Below are 22,563 nucleotides of genomic sequence, written 5' to 3'. Positions count from 1 at the left end.
CTACCTGGCTCGAAGAGACGAAGGGGCAGGCACGCCCATGAGATCAGCGATCACGCAGCATGCGATCAAGAAGAACCGGACCTGCGTCATGTCGCGTGAGTTTCCGGGAAAATCCGACGCGCGTTATTCAGCTCCGGTCACTCCAACAGGACGAATACTCAATGGCAATTCCCGACCAACAGGCATGGAATGCCTGGCAACCGGCCGTACTCGCTCAACGATTGGGCGATATTCATTTGCCCTGGTGCGTCGTTGGCGGATGGGCGCTCGATCTTTGGCACGGCACCCAGACGCGCGAACACGACGATCTGGAATTCACGATGTTGCGGGAAGACTTCGGCAGATTCCGTCAGGCGCGCAGCGATCTGGCGTTCTACACGGCGCACGCCGGCGTTGTCGAAAACTGCCGGAAAACCAGGAAGCGTCGCCCGAAGTCATGCAATTCCGGGGATTCGACCGCGCTGCTGAAAGTTGGCGGGTCGATATGATGATCGAGCCTGGAGCGCGCGAATGGTGGGCCTGCAAGCGAGATCCATCGTTCAAGCGACCGCGTGCCGAAATGGTGATGAGAACCGCCGACGGCATCGCGTATCCGAATCCGGCCGCCATCCTTCTGTTCAAGGCCCGGGACCGGCGCCCCAAGGACCAACAGGATTTCGACCGAGCATTACCGAAACTGCCGGCGAGCGAACGCGCGTGGCTAAAAGACTGTCTCGACGTTCTTCATCCCGGCAATGAATGGGCGCGGGCGCCGTAACGTCGATTCATCATTTTTTTGCGCGCATTCATCGACACGTTTGTAAACAATGGCGGCCGTTGGACTACAGTGAACATTTCCCGGCGCCATTGAGCCCGCTTCCTTCACACGAAGGTCAACGACGAGGTCGAGCGATGCAACTTCAAACCGGTAATCTGTTCAGCGTCGAAGGGCAGCGCGGCGGCGACGAGCGGGTCGACATTCTCGTGACGGGGCAGCGCCTGAACGTCGAGCGGATCGTGTCGATGGGGCACGCGAGTCCCGACGGGTTCTGGTATGACGACTCGCGCGCCGAATGGGTCGTGCTGCTGTCGGGGGCGGCCGTGCTCGAGTTCGAAGAGGGTTCGACGTGGCACGACATGCGCCCCGGCGACTACGTGCTGATCGCGCCGCATTGCCGCCATCGCGTCGCGTGGACACATGAAGAAGAGCAAACCGTCTGGCTTGCGATCTATTACGAACGCTGAAGAAAGTATTGGCGCGCGACGCGATCTGCCGATTGGTCGGCGGCGCCACGCACCGAACAAGACAAAACGTCGTCAACCCGGAGCGGTCTTTGAATACCGCCGGTATCGATGCCCAATATCGCCGGACAGCGCGCTGAACCGCGCGCCGGTGCGCGCCGAGAACCTTATTCCTGGATCAGGAAGCGATTGCGATTCTTCGCATCCTTGATCCATGCGGGCGCGCGACCGCGGCCAGACCAGGTCGCACCGGTCTTCGGATCGCGATACTTTGCCTGCACGGGTGCCGACGCCTGTCTGGCCGGACGACCGCGGCGCACACCGAAAATGTCCTTCTCGGTAATGCCGAATTCCGCGACTTTGGCACGGATATCGTCGACGATCGACTGGAATTCCGCGACGCGCGCTGCTTCGGCTTTCTCGGCCAAAGCGTCCATTTGAGCTTTCAATTCCTTGTAAGTCGCCATGTATCACTCTTCAGGTGTGTGTCCATACATGATAGCGCTTTCAGCAGCGATTTATGGAGAAATTCTCTTCGAATGTCGTCTCGCGCACAATGCGGCGCCGCACGACTGATTCGAACACCTGAAAGATGCACCGCTTTGGCGAATTAAGGCACGCAGAATCAAAGCGCCGAACGGCCTGGCGACGCATCTTCGCAGCTGATCTTCTCTTTTGGGACAAGTACCGAAGACTCAATTATTCTTTATCTTTTTTCAGAAGTATCGGGGAATTCACTGATGAACAGAGACGATAGGCTGAGACAGGTCGCGGCCGAATTCGGATTCGATCCGGACGAGGAAATCAGGATCGGCGGAAAGTACACGCCTGTTCTGGTCGACGGAAGTACGGCCTATATTGCCGGCCAGATTCCGCGAGTGGGGGAAGTGGTGCACTTCGTCGGCGTGGTGGGTGAATCCGTTTCGCTGGACGACGGTCGCCGTGCGGCCGGAATATCGGCGCTGCGTGCGCTGTCGCTGATTCGCAAGCACTGCGGCACACTGGATGCGATAGCGACGGTTCCCCGCATCACCGTGTACGTGCGGAGCGCGCCCGGTTTCACGATGCAAAGCGAAGTGGCCGATGGCGCCTCCGACGTTTTGTATGCGGTGCTCGGCGATGCGGGTGTCCATACGCGTTCGTCGGTCGGCGTGCTGCAATTGCCCAAAGGCGCTTCGGTGGAAGCGGATTTCATTTTCGGGTTGAGCCGCAGCCAAGCCGGTCACTGATACTTCTGCGGATGGGTTCTGCAATCGGTCGGACGCGCACCGCAATGGCGGGGGGGCGACCCGCTCCTCCATCGCGGCGCGTCACATGCGGAAATACGCGCGAGTCGTCAGCCCGTTCTCCGGCCGCGTGAACGAATCGGCGGGCAACTGCGCGCGCCGCTGCAGTTCGTCGGCTTGCGGGCCGAGGTCGACGATCGTCACTTGCCCGCCCGGTGAAATCGCGCAGCGGTTCATCGCCGCAATTGCCCGGTCTCGACAAGCTGCTGAAAGAACTCGTTCATCGATTCGGCGAGCGGGCGGTAGTGAATGCCGAGTTCGTTGCGGCTGCGGCTGTTGTCGGCGCGCCAGGGAAATCCGACATTGCGTGCGATCATGCGCCGCGTCACGTCCTTGCTCGCCAGCGGGCCGACCAGCCACACGAGCCATTTCGGCAGGATACGCCGCGGAATCGGGTAGTCGGCGCCGTACCGCTCGAGCAGCGTGGCCGCCATCGCCGCCAGGCTCGTGTCGTGGCCCGAGACGATGTAGCGGCCGTTTGCGTCCGGCAGGAACGCCGCCCGCAGATGCGCATCGGCCACATCGCGGACGTCGACCGCACCGATGCCGAGATCCGGTACGCCCATTTTCATCGTGCCGTTGCCCATCTGCCGCACGATCTCGAAGCTTTCCGACGTGGCGTCCGGATTGATGCCGGGCCCGATGACGAGCGACGGATTGACGGTCACGAGATCCCAGCGGTCTTGCCCGCCGGCGATTTTCCACGCTTCGCGCTCGGCCACGGTCTTCGAATACGAATAGGGCTGGTGGGTCAGCGACGAGCTGGTGTTCCAGATGGCCTCGGTGAACACGCCGTTCGGCGTCGCGGCGAGATCGGCATTGTCGCCGTAGATCGCCGCGCAACTGCTGGTCAGCACGACACGCCGGACCGATGGCGTGCGGTTGGCCGTATCGAGCACGTTGCGCGTGCCGAGCAGCGCGGGATCGACCAGTTCCTTCTGCGGATCGCGTACATGGACATTGAACGGCGACGCGGTATGGAACACGATCGCGCAGCCGGCCATCGCGTCCGCATACGAGCCGGGTTCGAGCAGATCGGCGCGGAAATAGCGGATCGTGCCGGGCGTGCCGGCCGCGATACGCTGCAGATGCTTCAGCTTGTCCGGGTTGTCGGGATCGCGGACGGCCGCATGGACCGTCAGGCCCGCGTCGAGCAGCCGTTGCACGAGCCGGCCCGCGACATACCCGGTTGCACCGGTCACCATGACGGGGAGGTCGGTATCGATTTGCATCTTCGTGGATTCCGTGACGGATGATGTTCGATATGATGCCGATTTTCGCGGGGCGATGACTCGCAAAGGGCGCCAATCGACCGGCGAAGGTCGACAGGTGCGGCCGTATCGGCATCGCGTGCCGCTCTGGCGGATCATCGGCCCGAATGCCGGCATTCAGCAAAGTCGGACGACCTGGCCGGTTGCCGATTCATGCTTGATGCACGCGCCATTGACGCGTCGCCCTGCGCCCGATTACGCTCCGCGGATCGCACACCGAGGAAGATCGATGAACGACGACGCGACGCAGCGGGTGATCGAATTCGCCAAACATGTCATCGGCTACATGCAATCCGCCTTTCCCGGCTGGAGCGAAGTGTACGTCCGTTTCGATGCGCCGAGCGATGTTCAGTACGGCGTACGTGCTTCATACGCGACGGCGGCCGGCATCGAGTTGGTCTCCACGATGCAGCATCCCGGTTTGGTCGGCGGCGTCATGCACATGGGTGCGCAACTGCGCGACGCGCTGGCGAATGACGGAAGAAAATTCCGCGTCGCGCTCTTTCGTGCCAATTCCCGGTTTTCCTATCGAATGGATTACGAATGGAACGACCCCGCGCGCTGGAACATCACGAAGCTCGGTGGTGCATCCGGCCGTCCGGATGGTCTGGCGGCGCTTGAACCGCTGGACTGATGGTCGCTCCGGGCGTGGCCGCTTCGACACTCGCAGTAATGAATGCATCACCCATTCGTCACATTGACGGAATACCAACGATACGTATCGCCGCAACGACGGAGATCTGCCATGGCGAAAGCGAAAAAGAAACTGCTGCCGAAGGATTTCGAAACATTGCTCGACGAAGGCGACTTCGCGAAGCTTCAGGCCGTATTCGACACCTGCGACGTGAATGCGCGTGGCGGGGTCAGCAAACGTACGGCGCTGTCGTTCGACCGTTGTCCCGACGATCTCGCGCGCTGGCTCGTCGCGCAGGGCGCGGACCTGGGCGCGGCCGACGCATACGGCAACACCGCGCTGCACGTGCGCGCGCGCAGCCGCCGCAGCCGTTTCGACGTGCTGTTCGAACTCGGCGCGAACGTTCACGATGACGGTGCGTCGATCGGCACCGCGCTGCACGCGGCGGCCGACTCGCGCAATGCGCAGTCCGCTCGCCTGCTGCTCGACCATGGCGCCCGCGTCGACGCGTTGAATCGCGACGGGCAGACGCCGCTCGAGCGCGCGCTGCGCACCTGCGACAATGCGGACCTGGAGCACATGGTTGCACTCGCCGAGGTGCTGCTCGGTGCCGGTGCGGCGAGGACGCCGGGCATGCAAGACAGCGTCACGGCGATCGGCGAGCGTTTCGAGTTCATGCGCGAGCGCTTCAACCAAGAATCCGTCGCTGCAGCCAGCACCGCGCTGGAGCGGCTTTACACGCTGTTCGACGTGCCGCCGGTGCCGCGCCGTCAACTGCACGACGCGCAGTCGCCGATCGTCGTCGCGGCCGGCGCGTGGCAGGAGCAGCATCAGGCGTTGTGGACGCAACTGGTGCCGGGAACCGGGCACGCGGCGACGGTGCAGGGCGAAATCGTCCGGATCTCGGGCCGCATCGCGTACGAGCTCGATCACAACGGCGGCTGCAACTGGGATGCGGACTTCCGGAAGATGGCCGATGCGTTCGCGGCATTCGTGCGTACGGGCACATCGCTGCCGGAGGCCGATTTGTCTGACGTGGACGCGGTCGTGCACGACGTGAAGCGCCAGTCCGGTGACCCGGCGCAACTTTGCCGGTTCGCTGTCGCATGGGTGCGCCTGAACCCCGATCCGGTCAAACTCGAACCGCCCACGTATCGGCGGTAACCGGGCATCGTCGCGCACGGAGCGATACCGGTGCGTGCGTGCTGAAAATCCCTGTTTCCGGCTGGCCGGATAGCTGCGCAGCAGCGCCAGGACGTTCAAGTCGAGCCGATTGCGGCACACGCGCCGGCGGGCAACCACATGCTCGCCGGCCATACCACTCCGCGTAATTTCCCGAAATCACCGCAACCCCGATATCGGCCGGTATCCCCACTTTTGGGGATGCCGGCGCCGGACAGTCCGCCTACGATTGACCACGGGGCATCGGGGATGGATGTGACCAGAACGCGCGGGCAGGCCTGCCATTCCGTGTCGAACGCCGGGAATGCCCATGCAGTTGACTGACACAGCCTTTGCGTACGCTGACGAGCAGCGTGTGCGGTGCGTCGTTTGCATCGCGGCACGATGGCGCGTTGATGACGGAAGGCCTGATGTCGCATTTCGGGGAAATTCAATCAATATGCTGGCACGAGACTATGTAGAACGAGAGCTTTCTCACATACAGAGAATGGTGGCTTTCCTGGACAGCGAGGCGATCGCTGACGACGTGTCGATGTCGGGCGCCGGACGTGTGAGGCACCCGAGTTACTGGCGCGGGCGGATCGAGGAACTGCTGGCGACGCCCGATGTGCCGGGTCACCTCAGAAAGCTCAGCGAAGCGGTGCTCGCGAAGATCGACGAGATGGAATCGCGATTCGCGGCGATGAGGTAAGTGCATCGCCCCCCATCGCGCCATCGACCGTCTTGCCCGTGGCTTATCCGGACGCCATCACCGCAAGCAACGCCGCGCGAAATGCGGCCATCTCCGCAGCGGTGCCGATGGATACGCGCAGGTATTCCGGCGGGCCGGACTCGCGAATCAGGATGCCGTGACGCAGGAGTCCGCTCCAGATCCGGTGGCGATCCGCAAACTTGCCGAACATCACGAAGTTGGCGTCCGAATCCGCCACCGCGAGGCCCTGGCCGCGCAGCCAGCAAACGGTTGCGTCGCGCTCGGCCTTGATCGCTTCGACCTGCGACAGCATCTCGTCCCGCGCGACCAGTGCCGCACAGGCGGCCGCCTGGGTAAAGGCGGACAGGTGATAGGGCAGCCGAACCAGCTTCAGTGCATCGACGATCGCAGGCGCGCATGCGCAATACCCGACGCGGCCGCCCGCGAATTTGAACGCCTTGCTTAGCGTGCGGGTGACGACAAGCCGCGGATGGTCGGGCAGCAGTGTCACCGCGCTGCGGACGCCGTGGCGCCGAAACTCCGCATAGGCTTCGTCCACGACGACCACGCCCGGTGCGATGTCGAGTATGGCGCGGATATCGTCGACAGGCAGCGCGGTCCCGGTCGGGTTGTTCGGCGACGTCAGCAGGACCACGCTCGGCTGATGCGCGCGAATGCTGTCGATCGCCTGATTCAGGTCGAGCGCGAAATCCTCGGTGCGCGGCAACGTATGCAGGCGCGTGAAGGTCGTGCGGCAGTATTCGTCATACATCGGATACGCGGGCGTAAAGGCCAGCGCCGCTCGCCCCGGGCCGCCAAACGCCTGGAGAATCTGCTGGATCACTTCATTCGAGCCGTTGGCTGCCCAGACGCTCGACGCGTCGACCGTCACGCCGGTGTCGTGCGTCAGATACGCGGCCAGGTGCGATCGCAGCTCGGCAAAGTCGCGGTCGGGATAGCGGTTCGCCTGTCGCGCGGCGTCGGCCACGGCAGTCGCGATGCGCTCGACGAGCGATGGCGACGGCGGATACGGATTCTCGTTGACGTTCAGGCAGACCGGCACATCGAGCTGCGGCGCCCCGTACGCGTGCTGCAACTTGAGATCCTCCCTGAGCGGCAAATCCGACAAGGAAACTTCCTTCCACGGTTGTTGCATTGAAAACACTCCGTACGTTATCGATTGATCGGCGCAGCATGGTTTCAAGGCGGCCAAAAACAAAAAAGGCGCCGGAGGCGCCTTGGTCGTTGTCCCGATCGGGAAAGCTCCCGATTCAATGACTAGATGCGAAACGAACCACGGCGCAACAGCGGGCGTCCGTGGTGATGGTGCAGGTGGGTCGCGGCGTTTCGGATCTTCATGCGCTGCATCATGACATACGCCGATCCCGATGAAAAGCCGGCGTCGCGATGAATGCCACGGACGTGCGCTGCCGTCCCGATCGGCGTCGTCGAGTGCGAAGGCCCTGATCTTTTGTGCGGAAAGGAATCGAAAGTTTGTCGAGAAAGGTCATTACGTCTGACGAGAAACGGTAACAAACGTGGTATTTCGAATCAAATGCACACCGGCAATTTGAACAATGCCGCCGGTTGAGTAAGATTCGCGCAGACGTTCGACAAAAACGCACGGCGCGGGGTAGCCAGATGCAACTGAACGGATTGATTCCATCGGCATGGATCGATGACATCTACGCTGCGGCACTGGGCGATCAACGATGGGAAGCGGTGCTGGACGGACTGCGATCGACGGTCGGCGTGCGCATGGCCACGCTGCTGTCGTTCGACGACGCGGCGAGGGTGCCGGCGATCGAACAGGCGGCCGGCGACGACGCGTCATGGGTCACCGCGTGTTACCACACCTACAACACCGAGTTCTACCGGTACGACCCGGTCGTGCCGATCGCCGGCAACTGGCCGGCAGGCCGCTGGTTCGAGGACGTCAGGCACCTGTCCCCGCAACAGCGCGCGCACAGCGTGTTCTATCAGGAATTCCTGCGTCCTTTCGGGCTCGGCAGCATCTCGGGCCTGTATATCCATCGCGAAGCGGGGGCCGGCGCATTCCTCAGCGTCCAGAGCGGCCCCGAATCGCAAGGGCTTTCCGACGATCAGCGCCGCACGATCGAAATCATGGGCACGCATATCGCCCGTGCGCTGCGGGTCCAGGCGCGCATCGGGGAACTCGAAGCGCGCGTGGCCGCCGCGGAATCGGCGCTCGATGCAATTCCGGTGCCGGTGTTCCTGCTCGGCGAGCAACGCGAACTGCGTTACACGAACCGCGCAGCCGATCAACTGATCGCGGCGGAACCGGCGATGCGGATCGTGAACGGGCGTTTTGCGCCGGAAGGCTGCGTCGACGATGCGCAATGGCGGCACGCGTTCGCGCGCGGCGGGTTGTTGCTGCGGCGCGCGACGGGCGAACCGTTGTCGCTCGCGCTGATGCCGATTCCCGAACAGTCGCGCCTCCTGCGTGAACGGCCCGGCGTCGCGGCACTGATGACCGCCGCCGATCTGCGTTCGCCGTCGGCCCGCGCGCAGCGGCTGCGCGTGTTCTACGGCCTGTCGTCGGCCGAAGCCGAGCTCGCCGTGCTGCTGTGCTGCGACGGGCTGTCGCCGCAGGAATGCGCTGCGCTGCGCGGCGTGTCGATCGGCACGGTCCGCGCGCAGATCAAATCGATCTACACGAAGACGGATGTGGCGCGCGCGGCGCAACTGACGTCGCTGGTCATGCAGACGTGACGGCGCGGCAGGCGCCCGCGCTTGCACGGATTCCTTCTCGAACCTTCCCGGTTCCGCTGCACACGATGTGTGGCAGGCGCGTGCTCGCGGCATCGCGGCGGCATGCCGGTGTTGTGGTCAGTCATCCTATAACAAAGGCAAACGAAGCGAAAGATTGCTTTTCGGCGTCGGGAAACAGCGACGCGGACGCCCGATTCGAATGCGGACCCATTCCCGGAAAACGTTTCGCTGAAAATCGCCAAAACAGAGAATGCGATTCCCAGATTTACGCCGAAAACCCGTAACAGTGGCGCTTATAGGGGTATGCACCAAGTGAGTTAAACGATTAACCGACGTACATTCGCGTCGACACATCATACGACGTATGACTCTGCGGTTCAGGGGAGCGCATCGCCGACGAATGCGCACGCCGACGGATCGCCGCACAACAACGATCGACCATCAAGGAGACTCACCATGAAGCACCGATTCACCGGTTCCCGTACCGCGCTCGCCGTCGCGCTGCTGGCTGGCTTCGCGATGTCCGCGCAGGCGCGCGTGTTCCGCTCGGCGGACGTGCACGGCGACAACTTCCCGACCAACATGGCGGTGAAGTTCATGGGCGACGAGCTGTCGAAGCAGACGGGCGGCAAGGATTCGATCAAGGTGTTCGGCAACAGCGCACTCGGTTCCGAGAAGGACACGGTCGACCAGGTCCGGATCGGCGCGATCGACATGGCGCGCGTGAACGGCGCGTCGTTCAACGAGATCGTGCCGGAATCGCTGATCCCGTCGTTCCCGTTCCTGTTCCGCGACGTCGATCATTTCCGCAAGGCGATGTACGGCCCGGCCGGCCAGAAGATCCTCGATGCGTTCACCGCGAAGGGAATGATCGCGCTGACGTTCTACGAGAGCGGCGCGCGCTCGATCTACGCGAAGCGCCCGGTGCGCACGCCGGCCGACATGAAGGGGCTGAAGGTGCGCGTGCAACCGTCCGACCTGATGGTCGACGAGATCAGGGCGATGGGCGGCACGCCGACGCCGATGCCGTTCGCCGAGGTGTACACGGGCCTGAAGACGGGCCTCGTCGACGCGGCGGAAAACAACATGCCGTCGTACGAGGAAACCAAGCACTACGAAGTAGCGCCCGATTACTCGGAGACGCAGCACGCGATGACGCCGGAAGTGCTGGTGTTCTCGAAGAAGATCTGGGACACGCTGTCGCCGCAGGAGCAGGCGGCGATCAGGAAGGCGGCGGCCGATTCGGTGCCGTACTACCAGAAGCTGTGGAGCGCACGCGAGGCGTCCGCGCAGCAGGCGGTGACGAAGGGCGGCGCGAAGATCCTGCCGGCCGCGCAGGTCGACCGCGCGGCGTTCGTGAAGGCGATGCAGCCGCTGTGGACGAAGTATGAGAAGACGCCGCAGATGAAGCAGATCGTCGACGAGATCGAGGCGACCAAGTGACGCGTCGCACTTCCCTGAACAGCGCGGCGGCCGCGGGTTCGTCGGCCGCCGCCCCGGACGGCTCGGCGCCGGCGCGGCCGCACGCGGCGCCGGTCCTGCGCTGCGTGAACGACGTGCTGTTCCGCGTGCTGGCCGTGATCGCGTCGGCCTGTCTCGCGGTGCTCACGGTGCTGGTGTTCTACGCGGTCGTGATGCGCTACGTGTTCGAGAACGCGCCGGATTTCGTCGAGCCGATCGCGCTGCTGCTGGTGATCGTGATCGCGATGTTCGGGGCGGCGATGAAGGTGCGCGACGGCGGCCATATCGGCCTTGACTCGCTCGTGCGCCGGCTGCCGCCGAACGCGCGCACCGTGGTCGTCGCGATCCAGCACCTGAGCCTGATCGCGTTCGCGATCATGATCATGGTCGGCTGCGGCAGCATGGCCGCGGAGACGATGGGCGACCGCATTCCGATCATCGGGCTGCCCGAAGGCGTGCGCTACCTGATCACGATGCCCGCGGCGATCGCGATCGTCCTCTTCTCGCTCGAGCACTTGCTCGCGCTTCGTCGCTCTTCGTCGGAACAATAACGCCATGGAACTCGCGATCCTGTCCGTCAGTTTTCTGATTTTCCTCGTGCTCGGCGTGCCCGTGTCGTTCGCGCTCGGGATAGCCTGCGTGCTGACCTATATGGTCGAAGGCTTGCCGATCGCGACCGCGATGCAGGCGATGATCTCGGGGATGAACGCGTTCTCGTTCCTCGCGGTGCCGTTCTTCATCTTCTCCGGCGAGCTGATGCTGCACGGCGGCATCGCGGACCGGATCCTGCGCTTCGCGCAGGCGACCGTCGGCCATTTCCGCGGCGGCCTCGGGATGGCGAACGTCGTCGCGTGCACGCTGTTCGGCGGCGTGTCGGGCTCGCCGACCGCCGATACGTCCGCGATGGGCGGCGTGGTGATCCCGCTGATGAAGCGCGAAGGCTACAGCGCCGCGTACGCCGTCAACGTGACGACGCATGCGTCGCTCGCCGGCGCGCTGATGCCGACGTCGACGAACATGATCATCTACGCGTTCGCCGCGCAGGGGATCACGGGGATGCTGCACGGCCAGCCGGTGAGCGGCGTGTCGATCGGCGACCTGCTGTTCTCGGGGCTGCTGCCGGTGTTGTGGGTGATGGGCTTCGTGCTCGCCGCCGCGTACTGGCAGGCCGTGCGTCACGACTATCCGCGCCGTGCGGACGGCTCGTCCGCGCTGCCCGCGTTTCCCGGCTGGTATGCGGTGCTGCGCAGCTTCGTCGGCGCGGTGCCCGGGCTGATGGTGATCGCGATCATCCTCGTGTGCGTCGCGAAGGGGATTGCGACCGCGACCGAAGCGGCCGCGATCGCCGTCGTGTACTCGCTCGTGCTGACCGCGATCGTCTACCGGACGCTGACGGTCGCGAAGCTGCGCCGCGCGCTGTCGCATGCGGCGCGCACGACGGGCGTCGTGCTGCTGCTGATCGCGGTGTCCAACATGCTGCGCTTCCAGATGTCGTACCTGGAGATTCCGGATGCGATCGAAGGGCTGCTGAAGCAGTCGACCGCAGCTCCTTGGCTGATGCTGCTGTACATCAACATCATCCAGGTGTTCCTCGGCACGTTCGTCGACATGGCCGCGCACATCCTGATCACGACGCCGCTGTTCCTGCCGATCGCGATGGCGTGCGGCGTCGGTCCGGTTCAGTTCGGGATCATGCTGCTGCTGAACTGCTCGCTCGGCCTCGTGCACCCGCCGATCGGTTCGGTGCAGTTCGTCGGATGCGCGATCGGCAACGTGTCGATCGGCGAGACCACGAAGATGGCGTGGCCGTACTACCTCGCGATCTTCAGTGCGATCAACATCGTCACGTACCTGCCGTTCTTCTCGACCTGGCTGCCGAGCGTCATCAGCGGGCACGCGGTGTTCTGATCGCACGCTTCGCCCGACTGCGGCGCCGGACGACCGAGGTTGTCCGGCGCCGTATTTGCATCTGTGGTGCCCTTACTCCACCTGAAGGCGCACGAACGTGAAGACGTGATGGCGCGGCGCTATGCGCGGTCGCCGAGCGGGCCGAACACCATGCCGCCGAGCGGACGCACGAGGAACGCGGCCGCGAACGTGCCGAAGGTCGCGAGCAACTGCGCGGACGGGCTGCTGGACGGGAAGAACACCTTGCCGAGCGTGACGGCGATATAGCTGTACACGCCGAAGTCGAACCATTCCATCGCATTGCCGAACGCCATCGCGCCGACCGCGCGCTTGAGGACGGCCGGGTCGACGATCGTGATGTCATCCAGCTTGACGGACTGGCGCGAAGACCGGGCTTTCGCGGGGTGCGCTTGCGACGGGCTCAATGAACGCTCCTGGAATTGCCTTGGCAGCCGGCCGGGCTGGAATTCAGTAACGTATGCGGGCCGATGGACAGCGAAGGCGGATGTCTCGGGGGTGCCTCGATGTCGGTGAAGCGACGCGCGCAGCGGGTGACACCGGGCAGGTATGTTGTGTGACCCAGTTTAGAGAAACAGGCGCAACCGACTATCGGTCATGCGCCCGTAATCCGGTTGTAAACGACACGGGTTTCAGCGGTGCTGTCGCGCTGAATCGGGCGTTTGCGTGCGTGCGTCGCTACCTGGCCGCGTACGACACGGCGTAGCGCAACGCGCCATGGCCGCGGTTGGTGCATCGATATCGAAGCGCCGAACGGACGTGCACGAACCCGCAATGAGCGTCTAGCGCGATCGCTTGACCGGCGTGCGCCACTCGGCCGTGGCCAGCCTCGCGATGAAGAAATCGGCGAGTGCGCTGACCTTCGCCGGTCGCGCACGGGCGGAAGGCGTGACGAAGTACAGGCCGCCTTCGGGCAAGCGCCAGTCGGTCAGGATCGGTTCGAGTTGCCGGTCCGCGAAATACTGCGTCGCGGCGAACTCGGGCAGCTCGGTGATCGCCAGCCCCGCGAGTACCGTCGGCAGCAGCGCTTCCACGCTGGTGCCGCGCAGCATCCCGCCGGGCGTGACCGCGCAGGTTTCGCCGTCCTGGCGGGTAAAGCGCCAGACGTCGCGCTGGCTCCGGTTTGCGTACGTCAGGCACGGATGGGCGCCGAGCTCGTGCGGATGCCGCGGACGGCCATGGCGCGACAGATAGGCCGGCGACGCGACGACAAAGCGGCGAACCGGCGCAATGAGCCGCGCGACGAGCGACGAATCTTCGAGGATCGCGATCCGCAGCGCGGCGTCGAAGCCGTCGCCGATCAGGTCGGACTGCGCATCGGTCAGATGCAGGTCGACGGCGATGTCCGGGTAGAGCTCGAAGAACGCGGGCAGCAGCGGCGCAACCCAGCGCGCGCCGAACGACAGCGGCGCCGCCAGCTTCACGAGGCCGCGCGGCCGGCTCGACGTCTCGCGCGCGAAATCCTCGGTTTCTTCCGCATCGGTGTAGAGCTTCGCCGCACGTTCGATCAGCGTATGGCCGTAATCGGTGAGCGCGAGCCGTCGCGACGTGCGGTTGAACAGGCGCCCGCCGAGCCGCTCCTCGAGGCGCGTCACGGCACGTGAGACCGTCGCGACCGACACGCCCATCGCCGTCGCCGCGGCGGCGAACGAGCCTTCTTCGGCAACCTTCGCGAACATCGCGAAGCCTTCAAAATCCGGCAGTTTGGACATCGACATTTTTGCAACGATGATTTGCAATCATTTCTGTTTCGAAAAATAGCACAGGGCCATACATTTGTCTCACCTCAACGCAGAGATGAATCATGGAACCCAAACTCGAAGGAAAGAATGCCGTCGCTACCGGCGGCGATCCCGATACGATCACGCTTGAAGTGTTCGCATTCGCGACGCCCAACAGCGTCAAGGTGCCCATCGCGCTGGAAGAGATGGGCGTCGACTATCGGCTCGTGCCGGTCGATCTGTGCCGGGGCGAGCAGAAGACCGACGCGTTCAGGGCAATGAATCCCGATGCCAAGGTCCCGGTGCTGGTCGATCGCTCGGCCCACGCGGATGGCGACATCGTGCTGAGCGAGTCGGCCGCGATCCTGGTCTACCTGGCGGAGAAGACCGGACAACTGCTCCCGAAGGACGGCCTGCAGCGCGGCAAGGTGTTCGAACAGCTCTTTTTCCATGCATCGGCGTTGAGCCCCGCATTCCTGCAGGCGTTCCGGGTGGCGATCGCCGCGTCGCCTCAACCGGACGCGAAAGCGCGTGCGCTGGCGGATGTGGAGCGCGCGCTCGGTGTGCTCGATCACGTGCTCGAACGCGGCCGATACGTGGCGGGCGATGCGTACAGCATCGCGGACATCGCGCACTTCGGATGGATGTGGCGCCATCAGGCGATCGGCGCGACCCTCGATCGCTTTCCGTCCGTTGCGCGCTGGTACGACGAAATTGCCGCGCGCCCGGCGGTCGTCGCAGCCGTCGAAAAGACACTGGCACTCGCGCGGTGACGCGACCGCGCTATCTGGCGATTCACCTCATTTCATTTATTCAGGAGAACGATGATGAACGACCGTATCCATGAACTGCTCGAACGCAATCTGCAGGAAGTCTTCGGCGAGGGCGACGCGGCGCGCCGCCGTGCCGCGATCGAAGCGCTTTATACCGACGACTGCGTGCTCTACGTGCCGCCCGGCACGTTCGTCGGACACGACGCGCTCGACAAGTTCGCCGGCGATCTGCGCGCGACGCATCCTCATTTCGTCTATACCGCGCATGGCAAGCCGCAGGCACTCCACAACGCGGGTCGCGTGGCGTGGGGCTCCGGCCCGCGTGGCGAAGCGCCCGAATACACGGGCGTCGACGTGATCATCGTGCGCGACGGGAAGATTGCCGCGCTCTATGTGTTCCTGGATTCGGAGCCGTCGTAGGCGAATGGCGGGCTGGTTCTTCGCCGAGTCGCGTAAATTGCCTTACGGATAATCCGTGAACCGCGACGTCGGCGCCGGCAGCGTCGGCGTCGAATAACCGGGCACGTTCGCGCGGAATTGCTGCAGCAGCCCGTTGTCGATGCGGCTCAGCCCGTTGAGCTGCAACTGGACCAGCACACGCGTGCCGGTGGTCGGCGACGTCGTCCCGTTGTAGTTCGTGTACTTCTGCAGCGCGACGCTGACGGCCCAGCAGTCGGCCGCATACTGGAACCCGAGCAGCCCGCTGACCAGCCGGTGCGCGGCCAGGTCGTAGTCGACCGAGCCGACGCCCGACAACGCAGGCGTCAGCGGCCATTGCGCGGACAGCAGCATCTGGTTCTCGGGCCCGTCGTCGAGCGTCGCGTTCGCACGCGCATACAGGTACGCGAGATTGATCACCTTGCCGGCGGTCGGCTTCCAGTCGATGCCGGCCGTGGCCTGGGTCAGCTCGTTGCTCGACTGGTTGTATTCGACCGCCTGCTGCAGCTCGAGGCCGGTGCCGATATGGAACGCGGTGCCGGCGATCACGTCGGACGGGCCGACCGTCGGCGGCGTGTCGCCCGGCATCGTGACTTGCGATGCGCGAAAGTAATACTCCTGCGCGAGCACGAAGCGTGCGAGTTCGGTGCCGCTTCCGGCATCGACGAATCGCGTGGTGACGCCGGCCGTCAACCGATTCATGTCGCTCACGCGGTCGCCGCCGACGAAGCGGTTGCTCGTGAAGATCTCCGCGAGACCGAAGTCGAGCGGCGCGGTGTCGAACGCGGGCACGAAGGTCTGGTTGCGGTACGGCGTATAGACGTAGTACAGCCTCGGCTCGAGCGTCTGGATCATGTCGATGCCGAACAGCCGGACCGCGCGCTCGAACGTGGTGCCCATGTCGAGGCTCGCGGTCGGCACGTTGACGGTGAAGTTCCTCGGTTGCCCGGCCGGCGCGTCGCTGCCGATCGACGTGAGATCGTACGACGCCGCGTGCCACTGGAGTTTCGGCGTCACGGTCCAGCCGGGTGCCACGATCGGGTAACTGACATAGGTGTCGAACGTCAGCCGGTTGCCTTCGGTTGAATCCGCGGTCGGGATCGTGAAGCGTGTCGCGTTCACGTCGGCGCCGAAATCGAAGCCGCCGACGTTGTAGCGCGTGTATTTCGCGTGGAGCTCCGGTTCGCGGTTGTACGGCGGCGTGGTCGTGAACGATTGCCAGTTCTGCACGCGCGCGAGCACGGACCACGGTCCGTGGTTGTAGGTCACGCCCGCTTCCTGCTGGAACAGCGTCTGCGAGCCGACGACGAGCGAGTTCGCGCTCGAGAAGTCCGATGGCACCGACGCGTCGGACACGCGGTTGTAGTTCGCATACGCGGCGAAGCCGTTGCCGAGGTTCTCGCGATGCTGGAACGTGATCGAGTAGCGGTTGGTGTGCGTCGTCGCGTCGTCCGGCAGCACGCTGACGGACAGCGAGCCGGAATAGGTCGGGCTCAGGTAGCGGTAGTCGGTCGTCAGCATCGCGCCGCGCTTGGTCATCAGCCGTGGCGTGACCGTCAGGTCGTGGTCGGGCGCGAGATTGAAATAGATCGGGACCGCGATGTCATAGCCGTTCGTCGAGCTGATCGAGAACGTGGGCGGCAGGATCCCGGTCTGGCGCTGGTCGTTCAGCGGAAACGACATCCACGGCGACGCGAACAGCGGCAAGCCCGCGAAGTAAAGCACGCCGTCGTGCGCGACACCAACGCCCGCCACATTGTCGAGATCGAGTCGCGACGCTCTGAGGTACCACGCCGGATCGTTCGTGCAATGGCAGGTCGTGTACGTGCCGTCGTAGACGACCTCGCGCGAGTCGTCGAGCAGGTCGACGCGCGTGCCGGAGCCCGCGCCGCCCGTCAGGTTGAAGCGGTAGTGCGGCGAGGTCATCGTGCCTTCGACGCTGTCGAGCTGCAGATGCGCGTCGGGGCCGGCAAACGCGTTGCCGTCGTGGACGACCTGCACGTGGCCGTACGCGTCGGCCGTGTCGGTGTCGGCGTCGTAGTGGATCGCGTCGGCCTTCACGACCGACGGGCCGCGACGCAATTCGGCACTGCCGTGCAGCGACAGGTCCTGGTCGACGGTGCCGGTGACCGTCGCGCCGATCCCGAACGTCGTCGCGACCTGGCCGGCCGCGAGCGGATGTTCGACGAGCAGCGACGCGATGTGCAGCCCCCACGCGTCGCCGATCCGGTAGGGTTCCGCCGCGGCGCTTTGCAGTTGCGCATCGGCGTCGCGCGGCGCGCAGACGGCGACCGACAACGCGACATCGACGAGCAGCGCGATCGCCCATGCGTTGACGCGGGCGACGATGCCACCGCGCGCGGCGTCGCACGGGCCGGTAGCGGAATCAGAACGACGTGCCAATCTGGAACTGGAACTTCTGGTACTGGTCGCCGGTGTGGTGGGCGATCGGCAGCGCGTAGTCGATCTTCAGCGGGCCGATCGGCGAGATCCATTCGAGCCCGATGCCGTAGCTGTACCGCAAGCCGTTCGCGCCGACGCTATTGCCTTCGGTGCCCCAGACGTTGCCGCCGTCGACGAACGTAAACACGCGCAGCGTGCGGTCGTAGCCGGTGCCGGGCAGCGGGACGGTCATCTCGACGTTGCCGACCACCATCTTCGAGCCGCCGATCGGGTCGCCGGTCGTTGCGTCGCGCGGGCCGAGCGAGCCGGGCTCGTAGCCGCGCACCGAACCGATGCCGCCCGCGAAGTAGTTCTTGAAGATCGGGTACGGCTGCCCGCCGAGACCGTTGCCGTAGCCGGCCTGGAAGTTCATCCCGAGCACGAGGCCGCGCGCGAACGAGTGGTAGTACTGCGCCTGCACGTCCGTCTTGTAGTACGACACGGAGCCGGCCGGCGTGCCGTATTCCGCGTTCGCCTGCAGGAAATAACCGCGCCCCGGGATCAGCGCGCTGTCGCGCATGTCGCGCGACCAGCCGACCGTGGCCGGTGCGACGTTCGACACGCGGCCGAACGTGTTCACGTAGTCGATATAGCTCTGCGGCGTCGTCGAATCGATGTCGAGGCGATCCTGTTCGAGCCCGAGCCCGAAATACACCATGTCGCTCTCGGAGAACGGAATGCCGAATTTCATGTCCGCACCGTAGGAAATGATCCGGAAGCTCGTGTCGCTGGTGCTCGAGTAGTAGAGCGGCTGCGTCGTCTTGTAGTACACGTCGGTGATGCGCCTGATGCCGTCGATCGTGAAGTACGGATCGGTCTGCGATATGTTCAGCGTGCGCGTCGTCGTCGCGGTGCTGACGTTGACGGCGATCGACTGGCCGCTGCCGAACACGTTGTCCTGCGACACGCCGGCCGAGATGATCGGGCCTTCGCCGGAGCCGTAGCCGAGACCGAGCGAGATCGAGCCGGTCGGCTTCTCGGTGACCTTCACGTGCACGTCGACCTGGTCGGCGCTGCCTTCGACCGGCACGGTCGTGACGTCGACGTCGGTGAAATAGCCGAGGCGGTTGATGCGATCCTTCGACAGCTTGAGCCGCGACGAATCGAACCAAGCATCTTCCATCTGCCGAATCTCGCGGCGGATCACCTCGTCGCGCGTGCGCGTGTTGCCGGAAATGTCGACGTGCCGAACATAGACGCGACGCCCGGGCGTGACCTGCAGCGTGAGGTCGACCTTGTGATGCTGCTGGTCGATTTGCGGCACGGTATTGATCGTCGCGAACGCGTAGCCGTATTCGCCGAGCTTGTCGATCAGCGCCTGCGTGGTGTTCTTGAGCTTCGCCGCGGAAAAACGCTCGCCCGCGCGGATCGAGACGATCCGGTTCAGCTCGGCCTCGCGATCGAGCAGGTCGCCGGCGAGCCGGATGCCCGAGATCGTGTACGGCTCGCCCTCGTGCACCGCGATCGTCAGGTCCATCTCCTTGCGGTCCGGCGACAGCGACACCTGGGTCGAGTCGATGCTGAACTCCAGGTAGCCGCGATCGAGGTAGTACGCGCGGACGTTGTCGAGATCGGTCGCGAGCTTGTCCTTCGAATACAGGTCGTCCTTCGTGTACCACGAGAACCAGTTCGGCGTCGAAAGCTGCATCTCGTTGCGCAACGTGGCATCGTCGAACACGCGATTGCCGATGAAGGCGACCTGCCGGATCTTCGCGCTCGGCCCTTCGACGACGGAGAACAGCAGCGCCACGCGGTTGCGGTCGATCGGGCTTACCGTGGTCGTCACCTCGGCCGCGTAGTAGCCGCGCATCAGGTACTGCCGCTTGAGTTCCTGCTCGGCCTTGCTGACGAGCGACGGGTCGTACGCATGCCCGGACACCAGGCCGACCGACTTCATCGCCTTTTCGATCGCGTCCTTGTCGAACTCGTGCAGCCCCGCGAAATCGATCGTGCCGATCACCGAGCGCTCTGCGACGTTTACGATCACGATGTTGCCTTCGGTCTCGATCCTGACGTCGTTGAAAAAGCCGGTCGCATAGAGCGCGCGGATCGCGGACGATGCCTTGCTGTCAGTGAAGGTGTCGCCGATCTTGAACGGCAGATACGAGAACACGGTGCCGGGCTCGACGCGCGTCAGGCCTTCGACGCGGATGTCCTGGATCGTGACACCGGTCGACGCCGGTGCATCGGGCGCCGCTTGCGCGGCTTGCGCCGGCTGCGCGTGAACCGGGAATGCGGCCGGCGTGAGCCAGCAAAGCCGGGCGAGCCAGCCGAACCTCATCGAATGCGTCTTCACTGCCAGTCGATCCCGTCGTCGAACGTGTGGACGCGATGCTCGGCGTCGTTCAGCGCATCGCGCACGCGCAGGCGCGACACCGCGTCGACATGCGATTCGGCAAGCTGATGCACGGTTGCGTAGCCGTTGCCGCAGACAGCGTTCAGCGACAAACCCGCTGCGTAGCGGCCGACGAGCCGGCAGCGGAAGATCGGGTGTGAATCGAATGCGTGCGCGTGGCCGGCATCGGCAGCGGCTTGCCGCGAATCGATCGGCAGCAGGTACCAGGTGCAGGCGCCGAGATCCGACAGCGCATACGCAGTGGGGCGCCGGGCGAGCGCGGCGGTCGGGGAAGGGATTCGCATGATGGGCATGTCCGGGCAGAAAGGAACGGAAAACCACGATCCGGGCCGGTGTGGCGAGGATCACGGAAATGATTCGTGGTGCGAATTAAATTGAACCGGATTCATAAATCTGACACGACGTCGGTCAGCGCCGATTGCGCATCAGTTCAGCATCGCGTGGTTGACCGGCGCGCTCGTTTCCGGCGGCGCCGCGAGTGCTTCGACGAGGTTGGTCAGGTTGACGGAGGGCAGCGCGAACGCGATCCAGCCCATCCCGACGTGACGGATCGACAGCACCGCGCCGTCGTAATCGGCGAGCCGGTCGACGCGCCAGCATGGGTCGATCTGCAACGGATACTGGCCTTCCGGCGGCTCGACCGGATGCGTCGGCTGCATCGCGGCCCGCGCGGACGCGAGCTGCAGGATCATCTGGTCGATGTCGTGCACGCCGAGTATCGACGTCTGGCCGTCGATCGTGAACCTGATCACTGGATACCCGGATTCGGTGGAGACTTCCATGCGCATCGTGTGATACATGATCGGGCCTTTCACTTTCACTTTCACTTTCGCTTTCGCTGTCGGGGAGGACTGCCGCCATCGGCGTGGCCGGTATGCGGTGTGACGGAAGCATAGGTCACGCGATCGTCAAATAAATTTCAAGATTGTTTCGTCATATTCAGGACTCCAGGATGGATGCGTTGTAAGCGGAATGAATTGGACATCGCGCAAAAGTGGCCGACCATTATTGAGATATCTGGCGATGGTGACAGCGGGCAATGTGCGCGATCGGTAATCGATGCTGCGTCACGACGCGTGACGGGCCGTCGTTTTCCGGATTTTCGCGTGGGGGAACGCATTTCAGCGCGTTGGAAGGCCACAATATTTCAAACGATTGCGGTGCAATGCGGGTGTGTCGCGGTAACGGACTATCGTGCGCCGGCCGTCGCGATCGATGGCCGGCGTCGGTTGCGATCAGAACCGGTGGCGAATGCCGAGGCTGACCATTTCCTGACTGTCCGTGCCGCCGACGCCGTACGAGCCGATCGACGCTTCGGCGCTCGATACCGTGCCGTCCGCGTTCAACTGCGTGCCGGTCGCCTTCTGCCATGCACCGACGAGATACACGTCGGTCCGCTTCGACAGGCTGTAATCGGCGCCGAGCGACACCTGGTTATAGGACGCGTTGGTATCGCCGCTCGCATGTGTATAGCTGTAGCCGAGGCCGAGCAGCAGCGCCGGCGTGGCCTGGTAGTTGAAGTACGCCTGGCCGGTGTTGAACTTCTCGTTCGACGCGAACGCCGATTGCGCGTCCGCCTTGTATGCCGCATTGCTGTACGAAAGGCCGACCGTATACGGTCCGGCGACGTAGCGTGCGGCGACACGCGCGATATTGATCGACTTCGCCGTCGCATAGCCCGAGTTGACCGGGCCGTCGAAAGTGCCGTCGGACGTCGACGACCAGCCGGTGCGCACGACCGTCGAATTCGCGTTGTCCGCCACGTAGTAACCGGCGGCCAGCGAGAACGGACCGTTGTTGTACGAGGCGGCGACCGACCACGTCTGCCCCGATCCGGTTTGCCCCGCGACGCCGCCGAGCGCGTACATCGTCTCGACCTGCAGACCGCCGTAGCTCGGCGAAAGATACTTGATCGCGTTGTTGGTGCGCGAGCTGTTGTCGTAGTTGTCGACGTCGCCGGCCGTCGCGAACGTGCTGCCGAAGTACGCGTCGTCGGTCAGCCCCTGAACCTGGTCGACCAGCGGATCGTACTGGCGGCCGAGCGTGAGCGTGCCGTACTGGTTGCTTTGCAGGCCGACGTACGCCTGGCGGCCGAACAGCGACGTCGTGCCGTTGTAGGTGCCCATCTTGCCGTTGTTGACGTTGAAGCCGTTCTCGAGCTGGAAGATCGCCTTCAGCCCGCCGCCGAGATCCTCGCTGCCCATCAGGCCCCAGCGGCTGCCGGACAGGTTGCCCGAGTAAAGGCCAAGCTGGTTGCTGCCGGTGGGCGTGGCGTTGTGCGTGAACTGGATCGACTCGTCGATGACGCCGTACAGCGTCACCGTGCTCTGTGCATGCGCAGCCGTGAGGCCGGACAGCAACGCGAGCGACAACAACGATTTCCTCAAAATTCCTATCATCATGAACTCTCCTGGCATGTAACGGGACT

At 64.2% G+C, this 22,563-nt stretch carries 23 protein-coding genes and 1 pseudogene; 13 read left to right on the top strand and 11 right to left on the bottom strand.

Annotated elements, in window-relative coordinates; translation table 11 throughout:
- Positions 1-161 precede the first annotated feature (161 nt).
- From JYG32_RS36700 to JYG32_RS36690, 3 genes are all read left to right on the top strand, one after another.
- Positions 162-488 carry a nucleotidyltransferase domain-containing protein gene (locus tag JYG32_RS36700; protein WP_213267646.1) on the top strand — a complete coding sequence of 109 codons (327 nt, stop codon included), beginning with the start codon at positions 162-164 and terminating at the stop codon, positions 486-488.
- Entirely contained in the window at positions 485-757 is a 273-nt protein-coding gene (locus JYG32_RS36695) for a hypothetical protein (protein ID WP_213267645.1), read from the top strand. The genes JYG32_RS36700 and JYG32_RS36695 overlap by 4 nt, the downstream gene beginning before the upstream one ends.
- Positions 758-891: 134 nt before the next feature.
- On the top strand, positions 892-1,224 hold the full coding sequence (locus JYG32_RS36690) for a cupin domain-containing protein (protein WP_213267644.1): 333 nt from the start codon (positions 892-894) through the stop codon (positions 1,222-1,224).
- Positions 1,225-1,388: 164 nt separating this feature from the next.
- On the opposite strand, the gene JYG32_RS36685 is transcribed toward JYG32_RS36690, so the two are convergent.
- Positions 1,389-1,688: an H-NS family nucleoid-associated regulatory protein gene (locus JYG32_RS36685; RefSeq protein ID WP_174378130.1), complete on the bottom strand. Its 300-nt coding sequence runs from the start codon at positions 1,686-1,688 to the stop codon at positions 1,389-1,391.
- A gap of 273 nt (positions 1,689-1,961) precedes the next feature.
- Here JYG32_RS36685 and JYG32_RS36680 point away from each other — a divergent pair, with 273 nt between their 5' ends.
- Positions 1,962-2,450, top strand: a complete 489-nt coding sequence (locus JYG32_RS36680; protein WP_213267643.1) for a RidA family protein — start codon at positions 1,962-1,964, stop codon at positions 2,448-2,450.
- An 81-nt stretch (positions 2,451-2,531) separates the two neighbouring features.
- Here JYG32_RS36680 and JYG32_RS36675 read toward each other — a convergent pair whose 3' ends face one another.
- The gene (locus JYG32_RS36675) at positions 2,532-2,684 is read right to left on the bottom strand and encodes a hypothetical protein (protein ID WP_249744908.1); all 153 of its coding nucleotides are present in this window, start codon (positions 2,682-2,684) and stop codon (positions 2,532-2,534) included.
- Entirely contained in the window at positions 2,681-3,739 is a 1,059-nt protein-coding gene (locus tag JYG32_RS36670) for an NAD-dependent epimerase/dehydratase family protein (protein WP_213267642.1), read from the bottom strand. Before JYG32_RS36670 ends, JYG32_RS36675 begins: the two co-directional genes overlap by 4 nt.
- Positions 3,740-4,007: 268 nt before the next feature.
- Between JYG32_RS36670 and JYG32_RS36665 the strand changes: the two genes are divergently transcribed.
- From JYG32_RS36665 to JYG32_RS36655, 3 genes are all read left to right on the top strand, one after another.
- Positions 4,008-4,412 carry a hypothetical protein gene (locus JYG32_RS36665; RefSeq protein WP_174378133.1) on the top strand — a complete coding sequence of 135 codons (405 nt, stop codon included), beginning with the start codon at positions 4,008-4,010 and terminating at the stop codon, positions 4,410-4,412.
- Between the two features lie 42 nt (positions 4,413-4,454).
- Positions 4,455-5,576: an ankyrin repeat domain-containing protein gene (locus JYG32_RS36660; protein ID WP_213267641.1), complete on the top strand. Its 1,122-nt coding sequence runs from the start codon at positions 4,455-4,457 to the stop codon at positions 5,574-5,576.
- A 457-nt stretch (positions 5,577-6,033) separates the two neighbouring features.
- Positions 6,034-6,285 carry a hypothetical protein gene (locus JYG32_RS36655; protein WP_213268318.1) on the top strand — a complete coding sequence of 84 codons (252 nt, stop codon included), beginning with the start codon at positions 6,034-6,036 and terminating at the stop codon, positions 6,283-6,285.
- A gap of 43 nt (positions 6,286-6,328) precedes the next feature.
- Here JYG32_RS36655 and JYG32_RS36650 read toward each other — a convergent pair whose 3' ends face one another.
- On the bottom strand, positions 6,329-7,441 hold the full coding sequence (locus tag JYG32_RS36650) for a histidinol-phosphate transaminase (RefSeq protein ID WP_174378135.1): 1,113 nt from the start codon (positions 7,439-7,441) through the stop codon (positions 6,329-6,331).
- 485 nt (positions 7,442-7,926) lie between these two features.
- On the opposite strand from JYG32_RS36650, the gene JYG32_RS36645 reads away from it, so the two are divergent.
- The 4 genes from JYG32_RS36645 (at position 7,927) to JYG32_RS36630 (ending at position 12,387) form a co-directional block, all read left to right on the top strand.
- Positions 7,927-9,018, top strand: a complete 1,092-nt coding sequence (locus JYG32_RS36645) for a helix-turn-helix transcriptional regulator (protein ID WP_174378136.1) — start codon at positions 7,927-7,929, stop codon at positions 9,016-9,018.
- A gap of 456 nt (positions 9,019-9,474) precedes the next feature.
- Positions 9,475-10,461: a TRAP transporter substrate-binding protein gene (locus JYG32_RS36640; protein ID WP_174378137.1), complete on the top strand. Its 987-nt coding sequence runs from the start codon at positions 9,475-9,477 to the stop codon at positions 10,459-10,461.
- A complete protein-coding gene (locus JYG32_RS36635) occupies positions 10,458-11,030 on the top strand; it encodes a TRAP transporter small permease (protein ID WP_213267640.1) in 573 nt (190 codons plus the stop codon). The genes JYG32_RS36640 and JYG32_RS36635 overlap by 4 nt, the downstream gene beginning before the upstream one ends.
- A 4-nt stretch (positions 11,031-11,034) precedes the next feature.
- Positions 11,035-12,387, top strand: a complete 1,353-nt coding sequence (locus JYG32_RS36630) for a TRAP transporter large permease (RefSeq protein WP_213267639.1) — start codon at positions 11,035-11,037, stop codon at positions 12,385-12,387.
- A 125-nt stretch (positions 12,388-12,512) separates the two neighbouring features.
- Here the strand turns inward: JYG32_RS36630 and JYG32_RS36625 are convergent.
- Positions 12,513-12,812: pseudogene (locus JYG32_RS36625) on the bottom strand (MFS transporter); the annotation flags it as partial.
- A 375-nt stretch (positions 12,813-13,187) separates the two neighbouring features.
- Positions 13,188-14,117 carry a LysR family transcriptional regulator gene (locus JYG32_RS36620; protein WP_213267638.1) on the bottom strand — a complete coding sequence of 310 codons (930 nt, stop codon included), beginning with the start codon at positions 14,115-14,117 and terminating at the stop codon, positions 13,188-13,190.
- 92 nt (positions 14,118-14,209) lie between these two features.
- On the opposite strand from JYG32_RS36620, the gene JYG32_RS36615 reads away from it, so the two are divergent.
- Positions 14,210-14,899, top strand: a complete 690-nt coding sequence (locus JYG32_RS36615; RefSeq protein WP_213267637.1) for a glutathione S-transferase family protein — start codon at positions 14,210-14,212, stop codon at positions 14,897-14,899.
- A gap of 54 nt (positions 14,900-14,953) precedes the next feature.
- Positions 14,954-15,319 (top strand): nuclear transport factor 2 family protein, encoded by a 366-nt coding sequence (locus JYG32_RS36610; RefSeq protein WP_174417168.1) that lies wholly within the window; start codon positions 14,954-14,956, stop codon positions 15,317-15,319.
- Between the two features lie 42 nt (positions 15,320-15,361).
- Here JYG32_RS36610 and JYG32_RS36605 read toward each other — a convergent pair whose 3' ends face one another.
- From JYG32_RS36605 to JYG32_RS36585, 5 genes are all read right to left on the bottom strand, one after another.
- The gene (locus JYG32_RS36605) at positions 15,362-17,740 is read right to left on the bottom strand and encodes an LPS-assembly protein LptD (protein WP_249744906.1); all 2,379 of its coding nucleotides are present in this window, start codon (positions 17,738-17,740) and stop codon (positions 15,362-15,364) included.
- Positions 17,724-20,060 carry an outer membrane protein assembly factor BamA gene (bamA, locus tag JYG32_RS36600; RefSeq protein WP_213268316.1) on the bottom strand — a complete coding sequence of 779 codons (2,337 nt, stop codon included), beginning with the start codon at positions 20,058-20,060 and terminating at the stop codon, positions 17,724-17,726. Before bamA ends, JYG32_RS36605 begins: the two co-directional genes overlap by 17 nt.
- A gap of 11 nt (positions 20,061-20,071) precedes the next feature.
- Complete coding sequence (locus tag JYG32_RS36595; RefSeq protein WP_213267636.1) at positions 20,072-20,419, bottom strand: hypothetical protein; 348 nt, start codon at positions 20,417-20,419, stop codon at positions 20,072-20,074.
- Positions 20,420-20,560: 141 nt separating this feature from the next.
- Entirely contained in the window at positions 20,561-20,956 is a 396-nt protein-coding gene (locus JYG32_RS36590) for a hypothetical protein (protein WP_213267635.1), read from the bottom strand.
- Between the two features lie 414 nt (positions 20,957-21,370).
- Positions 21,371-22,534: a porin gene (locus JYG32_RS36585; protein ID WP_213268315.1), complete on the bottom strand. Its 1,164-nt coding sequence runs from the start codon at positions 22,532-22,534 to the stop codon at positions 21,371-21,373.
- Between the last annotated feature and the right edge of the window lie 29 nt (positions 22,535-22,563).

The sequence above is a fragment of the Burkholderia pyrrocinia genome (assembly GCF_018417535.1).
Taxonomy (GTDB): domain Bacteria; phylum Pseudomonadota; class Gammaproteobacteria; order Burkholderiales; family Burkholderiaceae; genus Burkholderia; species Burkholderia pyrrocinia_E.
Note: the sequence above shows the minus strand (reverse complement) of the source record. Positions and strands in the feature narration are given on the sequence as shown.